The following is a 16707-nucleotide window of genomic DNA, read 5'->3' on the forward strand; positions in this document are numbered from 1 at the left end:
CTTCGCCACCGCCGACGTTCCCGACGACTGGGATTTCGCGCTGCAGCTCAACCGCTTTAGGAATACCGTTGCGGCGCTGCACGACGCCGGGCTCGAGACCGGGCTTGTGCACTGCGACAACACCCCCGGCACGGTGCTTCACCCGGAGTGTCAGTTCGACATGTGCCGTGTGGGCGTCGGCCTCTACGGACTGCAGCCCGCCGAGACGACCATCGGCGTGATTGACCTCGAGCCCGCGATGAGCGTTCGCGGCCGCGTGACGCGCGTGGTGTATCCCGAGGTCGGGGCGGGTGTCGGCTACGGCATGACATATCGCGTGCCCAAGCGCAACGTGCAGATCGCCACCGTGCCCATCGGTTACGCGGACGGCCTCTCGCGCACGCTGTCCAACAACATGGACGTGATCGTCAACGGGCGCCGCCAGCGCCAGGTGGGCAACATCTGCATGGACCAGTGCATGTTCGAGGTGGATTTGCGCAGCTACGCGCGCCGTCGCCGCGTCGATCCCCAGGTGGGCGACGAGGTCCTCATCGTGGGCCAGCAAGGCGACGCCATGGTCACCATCGAGGAGATGTGCGAAACCCTGAACACCATCCCGCACGAGTTGTGCATCGGCTTCGCCCAGCGCATGCCGCGCTACTACGTGTAGGCGGGGAAGCGGGCTTGCGCCGCGTTGGCGAACCAGGCTTGGGCCTTTCGCCAAGTCGAGGAACGGCGAACTCCGGTACTTTTTGGCTTGAGTGGCTCTCGAATAGGGTTTCGTGGCAAAACCCAAGCGCCTTTGATGAGCGAATAAAAAGCTCCCATTTCCGAACTATCGGGAATGGGAGCTTTTCTCGTATGTGCAGGTTTGGGGTTGAGTGAGCATGGCTTTAGGTTCGTCGGGGTTGAAGCCGCGCTTTTCGCTGCGTGCCGCTGCTGCGAGACCTCTTGGCGCCTTCCCCTACTGCAGCGTGGCGTCGACGGCGCTGATGAGCGCGTTGCGCAGGCCGGCGGCCTCGAGCGCGGCGACGCCCTTGATGGTGGTGCCGCCGGGGCTGCACACGGCGTCCTTCATGGCGCCGGGATGCGTGCCGGTGGCCAGATGCAGCTGCGCGGTGCCGGCCATCATCTGCGCCGCCAGGCGATACGCGGTGGCGCGGGGCAGGCCGTTCTTCACGCCGCCGTCGGCCAGCGACTCCAGGAACATGGCGGCGAAGGCGGGGCCGCACCCGGCGACGGCGCTGGCGGTAGAGAGCAGGTTACCCGCAACGGGCTCGATGAGCGCAATGCCGCCGAACAGCCCGGTGAACGTCTCCCATTCGTCGGCGCTGAGCGAGTGCTTCTGCTCGCAGGCGATCACGCCGCAACCCACGGCGATGGGCGTGTTGGGGATGGTGGAAAGGTGGTGGCTGCCGGCTCCCAGCAGGTCCTCGTAGAAGTCGAACAGCAGGCCCGCGGCAACCGACACCACGGCCTTGCCGGCAAGCGCCTCGCGCGCCGGCGCCAGCACGTCGGCCACCATGTAGGGCTTCACGGCCACGATGACCAGGTCGCTTGCCTCGGCGACTTCGGCAGGGGTGTGCACGGCCTGCGCGCCCAGCGGCTTGCAGCTGGCCTCCAGCTTGTCGAAGTGCGCGGCGCAAGCGGTGATGCGGCCGCCATCGAAGCCGGCGTGCTCCACCAGCCCCTTCGCCATGGCCTGGGCCATGTTTCCGAACCCGATAAAGCCGATGCGTGCGGTGCTTGCGTCCATTTCGTCTCCTTCGCCGTGTTGCTCCCGTTGTCCGCGATTCGCGTTGCAGATGATTTTACGCCATCGCCATGTCCAGCGTGTGACGAAGCATGCGGGCGGTGAAGGAGCTGCGCCCGGTACAGCGGCTTTTGCACTAGCGCAAATCTGGCAAGCGGTCGGGCGGCAAGACGCCCATTTGGCAAGCGGCCGGGCGGCGGGATGGGCAGCCGGCGAAGCAGCCGGGCGGCAAGGGGCGCCAGCTGGAAAGGCTGCTTTTGCGCTAGCGCAAACCTGATCGATTAAAGGTTTGCGGTGCTCGCCCAGTGCAAAGGCCGCGTTATCGCGTTGTTTCGCCGGTGGTTCAGCTGGGCTACCGGCCCAGTGCCCAGGCGATGCCCTTCGCCATGCGTGGGGCGGGGTCCTTGAAGTGGTTGCCGGGGTTTTGCTCGAAGGCGGTGGGCACGCCTCTGGCTTCGAACAGCTCGACGACGTCGTGCGTGCCTTGCGCCACGTTGCGCAAAAGCCGGCTTGGCGTGCGCGCCTCCTTGCTGCCAAGCGAGAAATATGCGCAGGCGGGCTTGCAGGCGAACTCGCTTGCGGCGGCGTAGTCGGTGAAATCCGGGTACCACAGCGACCCCGATGCGCTCGCGATGCATCCGAAAGACGCGCTGTTGAAGCAGGCCCACGTTGCGAACAGCCCGGCAAGCGAGTAACCCGCCAGCACGCGTTGCTCAGGCTTGCGCGGCGCGTCACCTTCGACACGCGGGATGATCTCGCTTTCAAGCAGGCGGAGCTGCTCGTTCGCCTTGCCCGCAAACGGCGCGTCGTCAGCGAATAGCCCGGGGCATTCCCAAGGCGTCAGGTCGTCGTTCCAGCAACGAGGCCGTATGGCCGCAAGCACGAAATCCCGGCAGCCAAGCTCGCGGCATAGCCGCAGCACCTCAGATCCATCGCCATCATGAACATGCAGGTAAACCACCGGAACCTCGCCCGAGAAGGCGGGGCTCGCTTCGCCTGCGCAATGCGCCGGCGCGTGCACGGTAACGTGGTTGCCGCGAGCTTCGAATTCCCTGATTATGTCTTCGCCACCCATTGTTTTGCCTCGCACCAAGCGCCGATTCGCTAGGAGCGGAAGGTGATTCCTTCGGGCAGGTCGTTGGGGTCGAAATCGTCCTCGTCGTCCTCTTCGGGCTCGATGGGCGCGACGGCGACGGGCGCAGGTTCGCGCTCTTCGCCGAACGCGTCCTCGAACGGGGCGAACACGGCGCGCGGCACGGCGAACGTGATGTGGCCGATGGCCCCAGGGTGCGCGGCGATCCAGGCGCGGAACAGCTCGATGACCACTTCGGCATCGAAGCCCTGCGGGCCTGCGCCGAATGCGCCCACGATCAGCGTTTCGGCCCCGTTAGCTGCGGCGATGCGCAGCAGCGCCTCCACGCGCGCACGCAGTGCCGTCTCGACCTCGCGCTCGGAGCGATGGTTTTCCAGCGCATGGGTGCGGTTGGGCTCGGGGATGGCCAGCACGTCGGCGCGGCGGATATCGCCGTCGTGGACGAACGTCACCTGGGGCAGGTACAGCGCGCGATCAGTGTAGAGCTGGCCGGACGCAAACCCGCGGTTTGCGGCATGGTACGTGCTTTTGCAGCCGCACAAAACCGGGTACAGGTTGCTCTCCGAGCACAGAATCTGCTCGGGCCCGAACGCGCCGTCCTCGTACGCGCCGCCCGGGCGCATGAACGAGCACGGGTCCACGACCACGGTCTTACCCTTCGCGCTATGCACCGCCTTCACGGTGAAATCGCTGGTCACGCTGGTGGTGGTTGCCGCACCGTCCTCGACTTCGGGCAGTTTCAGCTCGCGCCCCTCGCCATCTTCATAGATGATCGCGGCGTCGATGGTCTCCTGGGTGTCCTTGGAAAACGCCCCGCGCATCAGCGCAAGGTTGCTTGCAGCGGCGGCTTTTCTCTCATCGCGTGTGGGCATGGTATCTCCTTAAGGCAGATGATTCGACTTATCGTTCATCGTAACAGCTGGCAAGCCAGCCCCCGCCCGATGTTTCCGCGATTTAACGCAACCGTCAGCAACGGCGCCCCATCGGCGCCGGGCGGCATCCGAGCGGCATCCAGCCGACGGCGAAGGAGCTCGGTGCGCGTCGAGCGGCGCGCGGCCGATGGCGACGGACCCCGCCGCTAGTTTGCTGCTGTTGTGCTAGGCTGTTGACCAAGGAAAACGTTGCCGATGTTGTGCGGATGCGCGGATACTGGCCTAGCTGCCTGGTCGAGCTTCTTCGCATCGCTTGCGGCTTTGCCTATTGCATCGCGAGTACATCCTCGGCTGGCGCGGTTCGCAAACCCGCCAGCCAGGCGGCGTGCGCGCCGCTGGATAACGCACGGAAAGGGGCAAACCATGCCGAAACCGCATATCCCGCTCGATGAGCTGCGCGTGCAGGTTGAGTCATGTCGCCGCTGCCCGCTGTGCGACGGCCGCACGCAAACGGTATTCGGCGTGGGTAACCCGCATGCGCGCGTGATGTTCATCGGCGAGGCGCCGGGCAAAAACGAGGATCTGCAGGGCGAGCCGTTCATCGGTGCCGCCGGGCACTACCTCAACGAGCTGCTCGGGTGCGCCGGTTTGCGCCGCGAGGACGTGTTCATCGCCAACGTGCTGAAATGTCGCCCTCCCGGAAACCGCGACCCGCGACCCGAGGAGATCCAAACCTGCACGCCGTACCTGCGCGAGCAAACGCGCACCATCGACCCGGAAGTCCTGGTCACGCTTGGGAAGTTCTCCACGCAGTTCGTCCTGAAGACGCAGGTGGGTATCACGCGCCTCCACGGCCGCGTGCAGCGAGCGGGCAAGTTCCTCGTCTTTCCCATCTTCCATCCCGCCGCCGCGCTCTACGACGGCGCAAAACGCGAGGCCCTGGAAAACGACTTCGTAACCCTCGGCCAGGTGCTGCGCCAACTTGACGAGCAAAAGGCTCAGGCGGCGAAAGCGGCGCAGCAGCAAAACGGGGAATAGCCGCACGGGGGAGAAGGCCGCGAAAGAGCCGGAAGGGCGGGAAAGAACCGGAAGGGCCGTTTGCTCGCGTCTAAACGTTGTTGACGATGTCGAAGTTGGGACTGTGCGATATAGCGTGTTTTCCGACTGAGCGTTTCCTGATGATTATCGATGTCTTCTTATCGATTCGAATCGGTCGTTACCGAAAAATGGTCGATAGCTACATTGCCGCATCGCCATAATGATGGCATCATAAAAATTACTGATATATCCCTTTCTCAGGAGTTTCCATGCGCTTTTCGAAAAAGAAAACGGCGTTGTCTCTTGTGCTGGCGACGTCTTTAGCGATGTCCGTGCCCTTCCCTTCCGCATTTGCTTTGGAGGAGGGGAGCGCTTCCGGCTCCGGTCGCGCTGAGCAGCCGTCTACTTCAGCCGTGTTCCCTTCGGAGCAAGGCGAGGATACGGTTTCCTCGGGCGCCGAAGATATCGGGGGGTCGACGTCTGTCGATAGCGGGGCTTCTGACGGGAGCGAGGCTCCTTCTGCCGGCGATTCTGCTGACAAGAATGGGCAGCCTGCCATCAACAACGCTGCTGAAGAGAGCCGTGAGCAGCCTGGTACCGATGCGAAGGTTGCCGAGGAAGCGGTTCCGCTACAATCTGACTCTGCCGAAAAGGCCGCGGCGGATAAGAGCTTGCAGAAAATTGCATCGGTCGACTATCAGGCGCATGTTTCGAGTATAGGCTGGCAGTCGTGGGTTAAAAATGGATTGAAGGCGGGCACAACGGGCCGTTCCTTGAGCATGGAGGGTCTGAAAATCAAGCTATCGTCCGCTTCCGGTGGCATTTCGTATCAGGCGCATGTTTCGAACATCGGTTGGCAGTCTCAGGTTGCTGATGGCGCCTTGGCGGGAACGACGGGCCGCTCTTTGGGGATAGAGGCGATCAAAATCTCCCTTACGGGGGAGGTCGCTAGCGAATATGACGTGTACTATCGTGTGCATAGCGCAAATCTTGGCTGGCTTGGCTGGGCTAGGAATGGCGAGGCTGCAGGTTCCGCCGGTCGTGGTCTTGCCGTCCAGGCGATTGAGATCAAGCTTGTCGAGAAGGGCGCAACCTTCTCCGGATATGGTTCAGCTGCGGCATTCAGCGAGCCGATGATCTCTTATTCCGCTCATGTTTCAAGCATCGGGTGGCGTTCTGCTTCAAGCGATGGCGCAACGGCTGGCACGACTGGGCGTTCCCTTGCGCTCGAGGCTCTGAGCGTCAAGAACGCTTCAACGCAGGTTGGCGGTTCTGTCATCGGCCAAGCCTATGTGATGCATTCGGGTTGGCAATCCGAAGTTGCTAATGGGACTGTTGGAACCACTGGTAAAGCCCTCCCTTTGCAGGCGTTAAAGTTCCGCCTTGCTGGTGACCTGGCCGCTCGCTATGACGTCTACTATCGTGTGCATGTTTCGAATATCGGCTGGATGGGTTGGGCGTCGAACGGTTCATCTGCTGGTTCTCTTGGTTCCGGCAATCAGATCGAGGCAGTTCAGATTCGACTGGTTTCCAAGGGTTCCGGCGCTCCCGGAAGCACTTCTGATTCGTATCGCGGGTGTGGGCTGAATTATCAAGCTCATTCCGAAAGCTATGGTTGGCTGGCTCCTGTGACTTCGGGAAAGACGGCGGGAACCGTCGGAAAAGCGAAGCGTCTCGAAGCTCTCGAGATTTCCTTGGGCGACCAGAAGTACTCGGGGTCGATCAGCTACCAGGCGCATGTTTCCGGAATCGGTTGGATGGATTGGCGATCTGACGGAAGCGTTGCAGGGACTACTGGCCAGCGCAGGTCGATCCAGGCTTTGAAAATCAAGCTTTCGGGCGAGATGTCCGATCATTACGACATTTATTACAGGGTTCATTCGGAAGGTTTCGGCTGGCTCGATTGGGCAAAGAACGGCGATGTCGCCGGTACTACCGGATGCTCGCTGCGTGCTGAAGCCGTTCAGGTGAAGCTTGTTCCCAAGGGATCTTCTGCTCCTGGCTCTACTGCGCATCCTTCTTATACCCTGGCATTTTCGTATAAGGCAAATGTCCGCAACAGCGGCTGGCAGGGCTCAAAAACCAGTGGTGGCGTAGCAGGCACTACCGGCAAGGGTCTCGCAATTGATCAGCTGTCCATGTCCCTTAAGGGAACGAATATCGGCGGGAATATCCAGTATTCCGTTCATTCGTCTAATGTTGGCTGGCAAGATTACGTCAATGCCGATAGCGTCGCTGGTGTTTCGGGAAAGCAAATCGAAGCTATTAAGATTCGTCTAACGGGAGATCTGTCTTCTCGATTCGATGTATGGTATCGCGTTCATGCTCAAAATATCGGTTGGATGGGCTGGACGAAGAACGGTGCTAGTGCGGGCACTTCCAAGCTTGGGTATCAAGCGGAAGCAGTCCAGATCGAGATTCTGCCTAAAGGCAGTGCTGCCCCTGGGTCGACCGCTAAACCGTATCGTGACAAGCTGTATGCAAATCAAGCAGTGAAGCGCTCTGATGGGACGTATGTTTGGTACAACGGCAACGGAAATGCGGACCGTGGCGCTGCGGTGAACAAGATTATGAGCACGGCGAGGTCTTTGCTTGGCGTTCCCTATGTTTGGCTTGGTGTTTACCCTTATGACGGAGGTATGGATTGCGCTTCGTTCACCTGGTACTTGTATAAGCAGCTTGGTATCGATATCGGATTCGAGACTTATGATCAGATGTTCTCCGGCAAGCGCGTCGGATCTCTGGCAGAAGCAAAGCCCGGCGATCTTATCCTTATGTACAACGGCGGCTGGCCAAATTACAATCCCGCCCTCTACGAGCACGTGGTCCTTTATGCTGGCAATGGGATGATTTACGAAGAGCCAACGTTTGGTGGACGCTGCCAATATGTCCCCCTGTCCTCCAAAGGAGCTTCGACCATTTTGATTCGAAGGATTCTTGCGGATTAGCGGAATACGCACACAAAGAAGGGTTGCGGCGCTTTATCGCCGCAACCCTTCTTTATAATGGCATGCGAGTGGATATGGAAAGGTGTGAAATGCGAACTAGGTCAAAGGCTCTGTCTTGTCTTCTGAGCGTTTTGCTGGTCGTCTCTTTTTCGGGATTTCCGGCATACGCATTAGACGATTCAAACGCTTCGTCATCATCGAGTGCTGACTCAAGCAGTCACGAAAAAGGTTCTACTAGCAAAGCGGAGGATTCCGTTGGGGAGGCAAGCGGCTCTGCGGCTTCAAGCTTATCTGCCGAATCCGTAACCGGTAACCCCTCTGCGGAAGAAAAGCGCCAAGGCGAATCCGCCGTCGCTGAAACATCCGATGATGCTCGTCTTTCGGAAGATGCAAGCAATGTCATTGAGTTCGTGTATTTAAACGAATCGTGTGTTTCCGTTGGCCAGGAGCAGAACATTGCGATCGGCTTCGTTGACTCCGTGAAGGGCATTTCGTCTGCAAAACTTTGCCTTGAAAAGAAGGCGACGTCTGAGAAGCTTGAATTCGAGGCGTCGGCGATTACGGATGGCGCGGTTTTGTTCACGATGACGTTCGATTGCGACTCCGATGCTTCGGCATACGATGTGGTTTCGGTTGACTATACCGTTGGTAATGAGCGCCATGTCGTTTCCCTGCAGAGCCAAAGCGGTGATTATCTGTTCGATGTCGTTCGTGCCGATACGGCTGCACAGTTCGATAAAGTTGCAGATGGTAGCTCGGATTCCGATGTTTCTGCCTATGCTATTACTAATGAGGGCAACTTGCAGGCGGCTGCAAGCGTTGCGCAGGCGATCAATCTAGCAGATTCCGGCAGCTCCGATGGCGGCGCTGGCGAGTCGGTCGTTGACGAGCAGGCTATTCAAGATGGCGCGTTGGACAACCCTTCTTACGACCAGGATTCCGCTGTCGAGGAAACTGATGATAACTCCCCAGATGCTATTTCCGCTGCTGCTTTATCGCTTCTTGGGATTGATAAGGCTTACGCTGATGCCGTTAAATCCAGGGAAGATTACTTGATCGTTGCCCTTGATCCCGGTCATGGCGGTTCAGATGGGGGCTCGTCGGCGTATGGACTTAACGAAAAAACGTTGAATTGGAAAATCGCGTCATCGTGTTATGACGCTCTCAAGCAATATACCGGGGTCTATCCGTATCTCACGCGAAGCGGTGATGAGTATGTTGGCTTGCAGGAGCGCGTTGACAAGGCTGTGGCAATCGGCGCTGATGTGTTCGTGTGCCTGCACTGCAATGCGGGTGGCGGTACCGGTGCGGAAGTTTGGGTTCCGAATTCCAGCAGCTATCTCTATAACGAAACGCACGTCGTCGGCGAGCAGCTTGGCAATAAGATCCTTGATAGGATCACTAAGCTTGGTCTAAGCAACAGAGGAACGAAAATCCGCAATTGCACGAATGATGCCCGATATCCCGATGGGAGTCTTGAGGACTACTATACCGTTATCGCATCTGCTCGCGAGGAGGGTATTCCCGGCATCATCGTCGAGCATGCGTTTGTCGACAACGCAAACGATGCCAGCAAGCTTTCGGACGACTCCTTTCTCAAAAGGCTTGGAAAAGAGGATGCGACGGGTATCGCTAATCAATATGGCCTGGTAAGCGATTCAGTTGCAAGGTCGAGTGCTCTGGTGCAGGCGGTTGGCCATTCTTCCCATGTGGGCTGGCTTACCAACGTGTACGACAAGAAAGTTGTGGGCACCACGGGTAAATGCTTCGGCCTCGAGGCGTTTCAGGCTCGTTTGCAAAACGCGGCTAGCTCTGCAGGCGGTATCACATATCGTGCTTATGTCGGCAATGGCTGGCAGGGTTGGACTAGCAATGGGGAAACAGCCGGAACCACGGGTAAAGGCGTTGCGTTGCAAGCCATTCAGATGAAGCTGACGGGCGATGCAGCAAAGAAATACGATGTGTATTATCGTGCGCATGTAGCGAACGTTGGCTGGTTGGGCTGGGCCAAGAACGGTGCATCTGCGGGAAGCGTCGGGTATGGCTATAACGCCGAGGCAATCGAAATCGCCGTGGTTGCGAAAGGCTCGGCTGCTCCCGGCGATACGACGACGCCGTTCAAGACTAAAACAGTGCCTGCGGACACTTCAATTATTTCCTACCAGGCTCATGTGTCGAATGTTGGTTGGCAGGGAAGTGCAAAGGACGGCTCAACCGCTGGCACGACTGGTAAAGCCTACGCGATTGAAGCGTTAAAGGTTAATTTGAACAACCGTAACGTTTCAGGTGGGGTTCGTTATAACTTGCATTGCGCAAATATCGGTTGGCAGGGATGGCGATCGGATGGATCTGTTGGTGGCACCACGGGACAATCTCGTCAGACCGAGGCAATCAAGCTGGAGCTAACGGGCGAGGCTGCTAAACAGTACGACATCTATTATCGTGTTCATTGCGAGAGTTTCGGGTGGCTTGACTGGGCTAAAAACGGTGAAATGGCTGGTTCTGAGGGGTATGGCTATCGCATGGAGGCCATTCAGATCAAGCTTGTGAAAAAAGGCTCAGCAGCGCCGGGCTCCACGGCTACGCCGAACAAGGCGCCATTAGTCGCTTACCAAAGTCATGTTTCTGGTTTGGGATGGCAAAGCTACAGTCGAGATGGAGTCTTGTCTGGGACAACGGGCGCTGCGCGGGCAATTGAGGCTGTGACCGCATACTTGCCGACGCAGGCGTATTCCGGATCGATTTCGTACAATGCGCATTGTGCTAATATCGGTTGGCAGGGATGGAGGCCTTCGGACAAGGTTGCCGGCACGACGGGGCAGTCTCGCCAGATGGAGGCCATCCAGATCAAGCTGACGGGGGAAATGGCGAATCATTACGATGTTTACTATCGCGTCCATTCCCAGGATTACGGTTGGCTCGGTTGGGCAAAAAACGGCGAAACCGCAGGAACGGTTGGGTATGGCAAGCGCATGGAGGCTTACCAGGTCGTTTTGGTTGCTAAAGGGTCATCGGCACCAGGTAGCACCCAGCGTGCGTCCGTCGTGAAAGGCGGTGCGGTCTCTTCGGCAAGCAGTATCATGGGTGCCTCAAAGACGTCTGCTAAGCAGATGGCTGCCTATTACAGAAGCAAAGGGAAGGCGTATCCTTCGTCGGTCTACGCATGTAAGGGCGCATCGACTATCGATCAGTTTTGCTCGATAGTCGAGCAAGAGGCGGTTGCCGAGGGGGTACGTCCGGAGGTTCTCTTCTGTCAGGTAATGAAGGAAACCGGCTGGCTGCAATTTGGGGGATCCGTAAAGCCTCAACAGTGCAATTTTGGTGGCCTTGGCGCGGTAAACTCCTCTGCTGCTGGTGCATCGTTTGCTGATGTTCGAACTGGTTTGCGTGCTCAGGTTCAGCACCTGAAGGCCTATGCCTCAACCGCTGCGCTAAAGAATCCTTGCGTTGACCCGCGTTTTGATCTAGTTACTCGCGGAATCGCTCCGAAGCTTGAGGACCTGAATGGCCGGTGGGCTGTTCCGGGAACAGGGTATGGCGAGGGCATTCTTGCTATGATTGCAGAATTGTATAAGCGCTAACGGTTGCGTTAGTCACCATGAGAGTGCTGCGAGCTTGGGTTCGCAGCACTTTTTAATTTCCGTAGCTTAAGACGATTCGTTCGATGCGATAGCTTCCGTCGACAAGGATTAGAAATATTTGCTTTTGGTCGCAAAAGGCAAAAGCCGCAAAAGCGTCGCAGCAGCAGCAAGGCGGGGAATGAACCTAAACGGGAGACGGTTGGGCGCTCAGCGGCTTGGAGAACCTGCGCATGCTGGGGCTTGGGTTGTCATCCCGTGCTAACCTGCTAACGAACAATGGACTTTCGAGCAAGGTGAATCCCGTATGCCTCAAACAACCCCGCCAACCAGTGGGCAAACCGTATCGCAAACCACGCCGCAGACCTGCGGTCAAACCGAACTGCAAAACCCTTCGCAAGCGGCGTCGCAAATTTCGTCGCAGCTCAAAGTGCAATCGGCTCTGCAAACCGCTCCGCAAACCAGGCTGCAAACCTGCGGTCAAACCGCTCCGCAAACCTCTGCGCAAAATCCCCCGCAAGATTTCGATCCCATCGCCTATATCAACGCTCCCCGTTGGCAGGCGTCGCGTTTGGGCCTCGATCGCATCCGCGAGCTGTTGGCTCGTCTGGGCAATCCCCAAAACAGCCTGCGTATCGTGCATGTTGCGGGCACGAACGGGAAGGGCAGCACGTGCGCCTATATCGCCAACGTGCTGCAGGCCGCCGGCTACCGCGTGGGCTGGTTCTCCAGCCCGTTCATCGAGCGCTTCGAGGAGCGCATCCGTGTGGACGGCAAGAACATCGACATGCCCGACCTTGCACGCGTCACGCTGCAGGTGCGCGAGCATGCTGAGCAAATGTCGGTGGAAACCGGTGACCACCCAACGGAGTTCGAGCTTATGACGGCGGTTGCTCTTCTGCACTTCGCCCAGGTGGGATGCCAGGTTGCGGTGCTGGAGGTCGGTCTTGGCGGCCGTCTGGACTCCACCAATGTCATCGCGGCCCCTGATGTTGCCGTCATCACGCGCATCGGCCTCGACCATACCGACCTGCTCGGCGACACCATCGGCAAGATCGCCGCGGAGAAGGCCGGCATCATTAAGCCGGGAAGCTCGGTGGTGACGTGGCCGCAGGAGCCCGAGGCTGCCGAGGCCGTGCAAGCAGCGGCGGGCGCGGCAGGCTGCACGGTTACGCAGCCTGACTTTCGCGAACTGCGTATCGCTCCCGTTCGACATCTCGGTCCCGAGCAGGTCGAGCCCGGCAAGCCTGCGGTCGTGCGTCCCTTCACCTACAAGGGCAACGCCTACGAAACCACGTTGCTGGGCAGCTACCAGCCGCAAAACGCCGCATTGGCCTTGGAAACCGTGTTCGCGCTTCAGCGCCGCGGCTGGGATATCCCGCAATCCGCCATCGAGCGCGGCGTTGCTGCTACGCGTTGGGCAGGTCGTTTCGAGGTGTTGCCGCACGTGCCGGGCAAACCCACGGTGGTCATCGACGGCGGTCACAACCCGCAGGGTGCCCAGGCGCTTGCCGATTCGCTGGCGGACGTGTTCGGCGGCCGTAAGGCTGTGCTGTTCTCGGGCGTCATGGCCGACAAGGACCATCCCGCCATGCTGCGCACGGTGTTGCCCCACGCGGCCGCGTTTGTTGCCGTGACGCCCGACAATCCCCGAGCGCTGCCCGCCGCAGAATACGCCGCAGAAGCCGCCCGCATAGCGGCGGAATCGCCCAGCATCGACGCAAACCTGCCCATTCATGCAGCGCAAACCTATGCCGAAGCAGCCCGCAAAGCCGGCGAACTTGCCGGCCCCGACGGCATCATCTGCGCGTTCGGCAGCCTGTACAGCATCGCGCAAACCAAGCAGGCTCTCCGGGAGGCGGGATTGCTCGCAGGCGAATAGCATCCGCTTCCGCCTCGTCGCCAGGTTTCGCCCGAAGTCGAATCGAGCGTCCGTTCTGCGAGGCCCACATCAAGGGGTAGGAGGTTGCTCCTAAATCGGTCTGCGCTTCAGCTCCTGCCACCTGCATGCTTCACCTGCGTAACACGTATGGTTCGTACGTGTGGGACGCGGGGCAAAAACGGGCGCGCGGCGCGCCGTGTGATACCATACGAACGTTGCAATGTTTGAGAAAGGACCGCCATCATGGCTACCATCGACACCGTTAAGGAAGTCCTGGAAGAGAACCTGGACATCAACCCTGAATCCGTCAACGACGACTCCACGTTCGACTCCCTGGGCATCGACTCCCTGGACATGGTCGAGCTGACCTGCGACCTGGAGGAGAAGTGCGACGTGGACTTCGGCGAGCCCGAGGGCCTGAAGACCGTCGGCCAGCTGGTCGAGTACATCGACTCCCTGTAAGCTGCAAAGCTTATCGAGTTCGTTAGCCCTCAGCTAACGAACTCGACCGCGCACACCTCAGCGCAATAACCGAAGCTGACCGTCAAGTCGGCTGTCGAAGACCGGCCCCGGAACCTTTCTGGGACCGGTCTTCGCTTATCCCGGTCGCCCATTGCTTTCAATCCGGCAACGGAGAAGCGGTCGGTAAGCGTGCAGGTCAGCTTGGCATCTCGTTTGCGAGAAGGCCCCGAAGCACCCTTCGCGCCCGTTCGCAAGAAAGCTCGAACCCGCCCGAGCCCAGTTCGTTGCGCTCGCAACAAGCAACCGCGCACGAAAAGGGGCGACCCGAAGGCCGCCCCTTTGCAAAATGCATATCTTCCGCGCTGGCGATCTGCCAGATGCGATGCGTTCTCGCTACTCCGTCTGCTTCAGCAGGCCGTAACCGCCGTCGTCGCGGCGATACAGCACGTTGACCAGATTCGTGTCGCGGTCGGTGTAAGCGAAGAAGTCGTGACCCAGCAGGTCGATCTGCACCAGGGCCTCTTCCTCGGTCAGCGGCGCGAACTCGATCTCCTTCACGCGGACGACTTCCTCATCGGCAGCGAACTCGGCCATCAGGCTTTCGGGATCGAACTCGCCGACGGGGGCGACAACGGCCTCGCGCGGCTTGCGGTCGAGCACACGAGTCTTGAACTTGCGAAGCTGGCGAAGAACCTTGGCGGCCGCAACGTCGATGGCGGCGTACATGTCCTCTTCGGACTCCTCCACGCGTACGATGTGGCCCTTGGTGCGCAGCGTGACCTCGCAGATGGCGGGGGTAGCGTTGGCGGGGTTCTTCTCCACATGCAGCACGACTTCGGCATCCAGCGGATTGATGTCCATGACCTTCATGGAATTGCCGATTTTGTCTTCGGCGTACTCGCGCAGCGCATCGGTTACAGGCATTTTGCGTCCGGTGACGGTAATGCTCATGTCAATCACCTCTTCTTCGCGGCGGACAAAAAAGACCGACGGTGTTTTTCCTGCTCAGAGCCATAATAGGCACTTACAACATAGGTGGCAGGTTATCCCCTTCCGTCGAATCTGTAGGTACAGCATAGCGCACTTTACGTTGGTTTTACCGGCGAATTCCCGGTATTTTCGGGTTCGTTCGTAAACGATTTGAAAACGTCAACGCCACGTTCCCGGGCGTGTCTCAACGCCGCCATGGTAGACTGTGCCGAATCTGCGATGACGGCCCCCAAGGCGCCTATCGCGAAAGGCGGGAAGGCGCGTTCCGAATCCCCGCCGGCTCGTTTCACCACGGAACTGGCCCCATGAAATAGCAAGCATCGTTTCGCGGGCGGCCCGGGCGCTTCCCGCAAGTTAGGCAGGACATGACCGACAGCCGTATCTATATCAAAGAGGTGCAGGGCCATCAGCATCGCTATCAGAAGCTCATCCAGCTGACGCATTCGTCGACGAAGGCGGCAGGCGCCATGCTGCTCGCCGCCGTGGTGGCGCTGATCGTGGCCAATACCGCCGCGCACGAGCCGTTCCTGGAGTTCTGGCATTCGCACGTGGGCGTGTTCTTCGGCGAATCCGTCGTCGAGATGTCGCTTGCGCACGTGATCAACGACGTGTTCATGGCCGTGTTCTTCCTGTTGGTGGGCCTGGAAGTGAAATACGAGCTCACGGTGGGCGAATTGACGAACATCCGCCAGGCGCTGCTGCCCATCATGGCCGCCGTCGGCGGCGTGCTGGCGCCTATCGCCATCTACCTGGTGTTCAACGCCTCCGACCCGCAAACCGTGGGCGGCTGGGGCGTCCCCACGGCAACGGACATCGCGTTCGCGCTGGGCATCCTGGCACTTCTGGGCAATCGCGTGCCGGCAGGCGTGCGCGTGTTCCTCTCCACCCTCGCCGTTGCCGACGACATCATCGCCATCCTGGTCATCGCCATCTTCTACGGACAAAGCCCGTCGCCGGCGTGGCTGCTCGCCGCGGGTGTGGTGCTCGCCGTGCTGGTCGCCATGAACCGGGGGCACGTGTACTCCTTGCTTCCGTATATGCTGGTGGGCGCTCTGCTTTGGTACTGCGTGTATATGTCGGGCGTGCACTCCACCATCGCCGGCGTGCTGCTGGCGTTCGCCATCCCGTCCGGCTCGCGCGTGAACCTGCGCACCTTCGCCACCTGGTCCGACACCAAGGTCCGCGAGGCGAATCGCGCCTTCGACCCCGAGGAGCCCGTGCTGGCGCAGGGCCGTTATATGGAAACCGTCCGACATCTGTCGCACGTGGCGCGCCAGGTGGTGCCGCCGGCCACGCGCCTGGAGCACAAGCTGTACCCGTGGGTGTATTTCGGCATCCTGCCGCTGTTCGCCCTGACCAACGCCGACGTCAGCTTCGCCGGCATGGACGTGGGGTCGCTGTTCGCCTCCCCGGTGTTCTTCGGAATCTTCTTCGGCCTTTTGGTGGGCAAGCCGCTCGGCATCATGCTCATGAGCTTCCTTGTGGTGAAGCTCAAGCTGGCCAGCCTACCTGAGAATGTGAACTGGCAGCATATGCTGGGCGCGTCCATCCTGGGCGGCGTCGGCTTCACCATGGCCATCTTCGTGGCGAACCTTGCCTTTACCGATGCGGTGTTGGTCGCGACGGCGAAACTGGGCATCCTGCTGGCATCCCTTGCGGCTGGCGTGCTGGGCTTCACCTTCCTGCTGGTGCAGGCGCGCGGCGCCCAGAAGCAGGGCGTGGCGTTCGTCGATCCGGCCGCCGAAAGCGCCGACGAGGCGCTTGAGGCGCTGCCCACCGCGGCGCGCGAGGCCGCGCTCGAGGGCCGCGAGATGCTGCACGACCTGGAAGCCGACGAGGGGCTCGACCCCCGCGGCGTAGCGTAGGAGCTGCGTTCGCATCCCAGACGCCGCCGTTTGCGACGGGGAGCCGCCGCTGTGTGCGCAAGCTGCGCAGGCGGGGCGCTCGGGGGAATCGTTGCGGTATACTTTTCGGCAGTTCAATCGCTTGCAACGCCGATGCGCTCATACGCGCATCGGCCTATGGCGCCCCGCCGGCAAAGGCCGCGGGCGCGAGCGGTCGTTGCGGTTTCGCGACGCCCGCTTTTTCGACCAAGGAGGATCGCATGGAAGC

General features: G+C 60.0%; 11 protein-coding genes. 7 read left to right on the forward strand and 4 right to left on the reverse strand.

Annotation, left to right across the window (positions count from 1 at the left end):
* Positions 1-649 (forward strand): alanine racemase (gene alr, locus Q0H50_RS03960; RefSeq protein ID WP_294419596.1); only part of this gene is annotated, 649 nt, incomplete at its 5' end.
* Positions 650-943: 294 nt separating this feature from the next.
* Here the strand turns inward: alr and proC are convergent.
* From proC to Q0H50_RS03975, 3 genes are all read right to left on the reverse strand, one after another.
* Entirely contained in the window at positions 944-1735 is a 792-nt protein-coding gene (gene proC / locus Q0H50_RS03965) for a pyrroline-5-carboxylate reductase (protein ID WP_294419597.1), read from the reverse strand.
* 349 nt (positions 1736-2084) lie between these two features.
* Positions 2085-2807, reverse strand: coding sequence for an alpha/beta hydrolase-fold protein (locus Q0H50_RS03970; protein WP_294419599.1), 723 nt, complete (start codon positions 2805-2807; stop codon positions 2085-2087).
* 29 nt (positions 2808-2836) lie between these two features.
* Positions 2837-3697, reverse strand: a complete 861-nt coding sequence (locus Q0H50_RS03975; RefSeq protein ID WP_294419600.1) for a TIGR02452 family protein — start codon at positions 3695-3697, stop codon at positions 2837-2839.
* A gap of 423 nt (positions 3698-4120) precedes the next feature.
* On the opposite strand from Q0H50_RS03975, the gene Q0H50_RS03980 reads away from it, so the two are divergent.
* The 5 genes from Q0H50_RS03980 to Q0H50_RS04000 all read left to right on the forward strand — a co-directional run bounded on the left by Q0H50_RS03980 (position 4121) and on the right by Q0H50_RS04000 (position 13605).
* Complete coding sequence (locus Q0H50_RS03980) at positions 4121-4735, forward strand: uracil-DNA glycosylase (protein ID WP_294419603.1); 615 nt, start codon at positions 4121-4123, stop codon at positions 4733-4735.
* A 269-nt stretch (positions 4736-5004) separates the two neighbouring features.
* Entirely contained in the window at positions 5005-7683 is a 2679-nt protein-coding gene (locus tag Q0H50_RS03985; RefSeq protein WP_294419606.1) for an NlpC/P60 family protein, read from the forward strand.
* A gap of 89 nt (positions 7684-7772) precedes the next feature.
* A complete protein-coding gene (locus tag Q0H50_RS03990) occupies positions 7773-11264 on the forward strand; it encodes an N-acetylmuramoyl-L-alanine amidase (RefSeq protein WP_294419608.1) in 3492 nt (1163 codons plus the stop codon).
* Positions 11265-11568: 304 nt separating this feature from the next.
* Positions 11569-13143 carry a folylpolyglutamate synthase/dihydrofolate synthase family protein gene (locus Q0H50_RS03995; protein WP_294419611.1) on the forward strand — a complete coding sequence of 525 codons (1575 nt, stop codon included), beginning with the start codon at positions 11569-11571 and terminating at the stop codon, positions 13141-13143.
* A gap of 243 nt (positions 13144-13386) precedes the next feature.
* Positions 13387-13605, forward strand: coding sequence for an acyl carrier protein (locus Q0H50_RS04000; protein ID WP_294419613.1), 219 nt, complete (start codon positions 13387-13389; stop codon positions 13603-13605).
* 393 nt (positions 13606-13998) lie between these two features.
* On the opposite strand, the gene raiA is transcribed toward Q0H50_RS04000, so the two are convergent.
* Positions 13999-14556: a ribosome-associated translation inhibitor RaiA gene (raiA, locus tag Q0H50_RS04005; protein WP_294419616.1), complete on the reverse strand. Its 558-nt coding sequence runs from the start codon at positions 14554-14556 to the stop codon at positions 13999-14001.
* Positions 14557-14960: 404 nt separating this feature from the next.
* On the opposite strand from raiA, the gene nhaA reads away from it, so the two are divergent.
* On the forward strand, positions 14961-16460 hold the full coding sequence (nhaA, locus tag Q0H50_RS04010; RefSeq protein ID WP_294419618.1) for a Na+/H+ antiporter NhaA: 1500 nt from the start codon (positions 14961-14963) through the stop codon (positions 16458-16460).
* Positions 16461-16707 lie beyond the last annotated feature (247 nt).

Source organism: uncultured Senegalimassilia sp., from assembly GCF_934632265.1.
Lineage (GTDB): Bacteria > Actinomycetota > Coriobacteriia > Coriobacteriales > Eggerthellaceae > Senegalimassilia.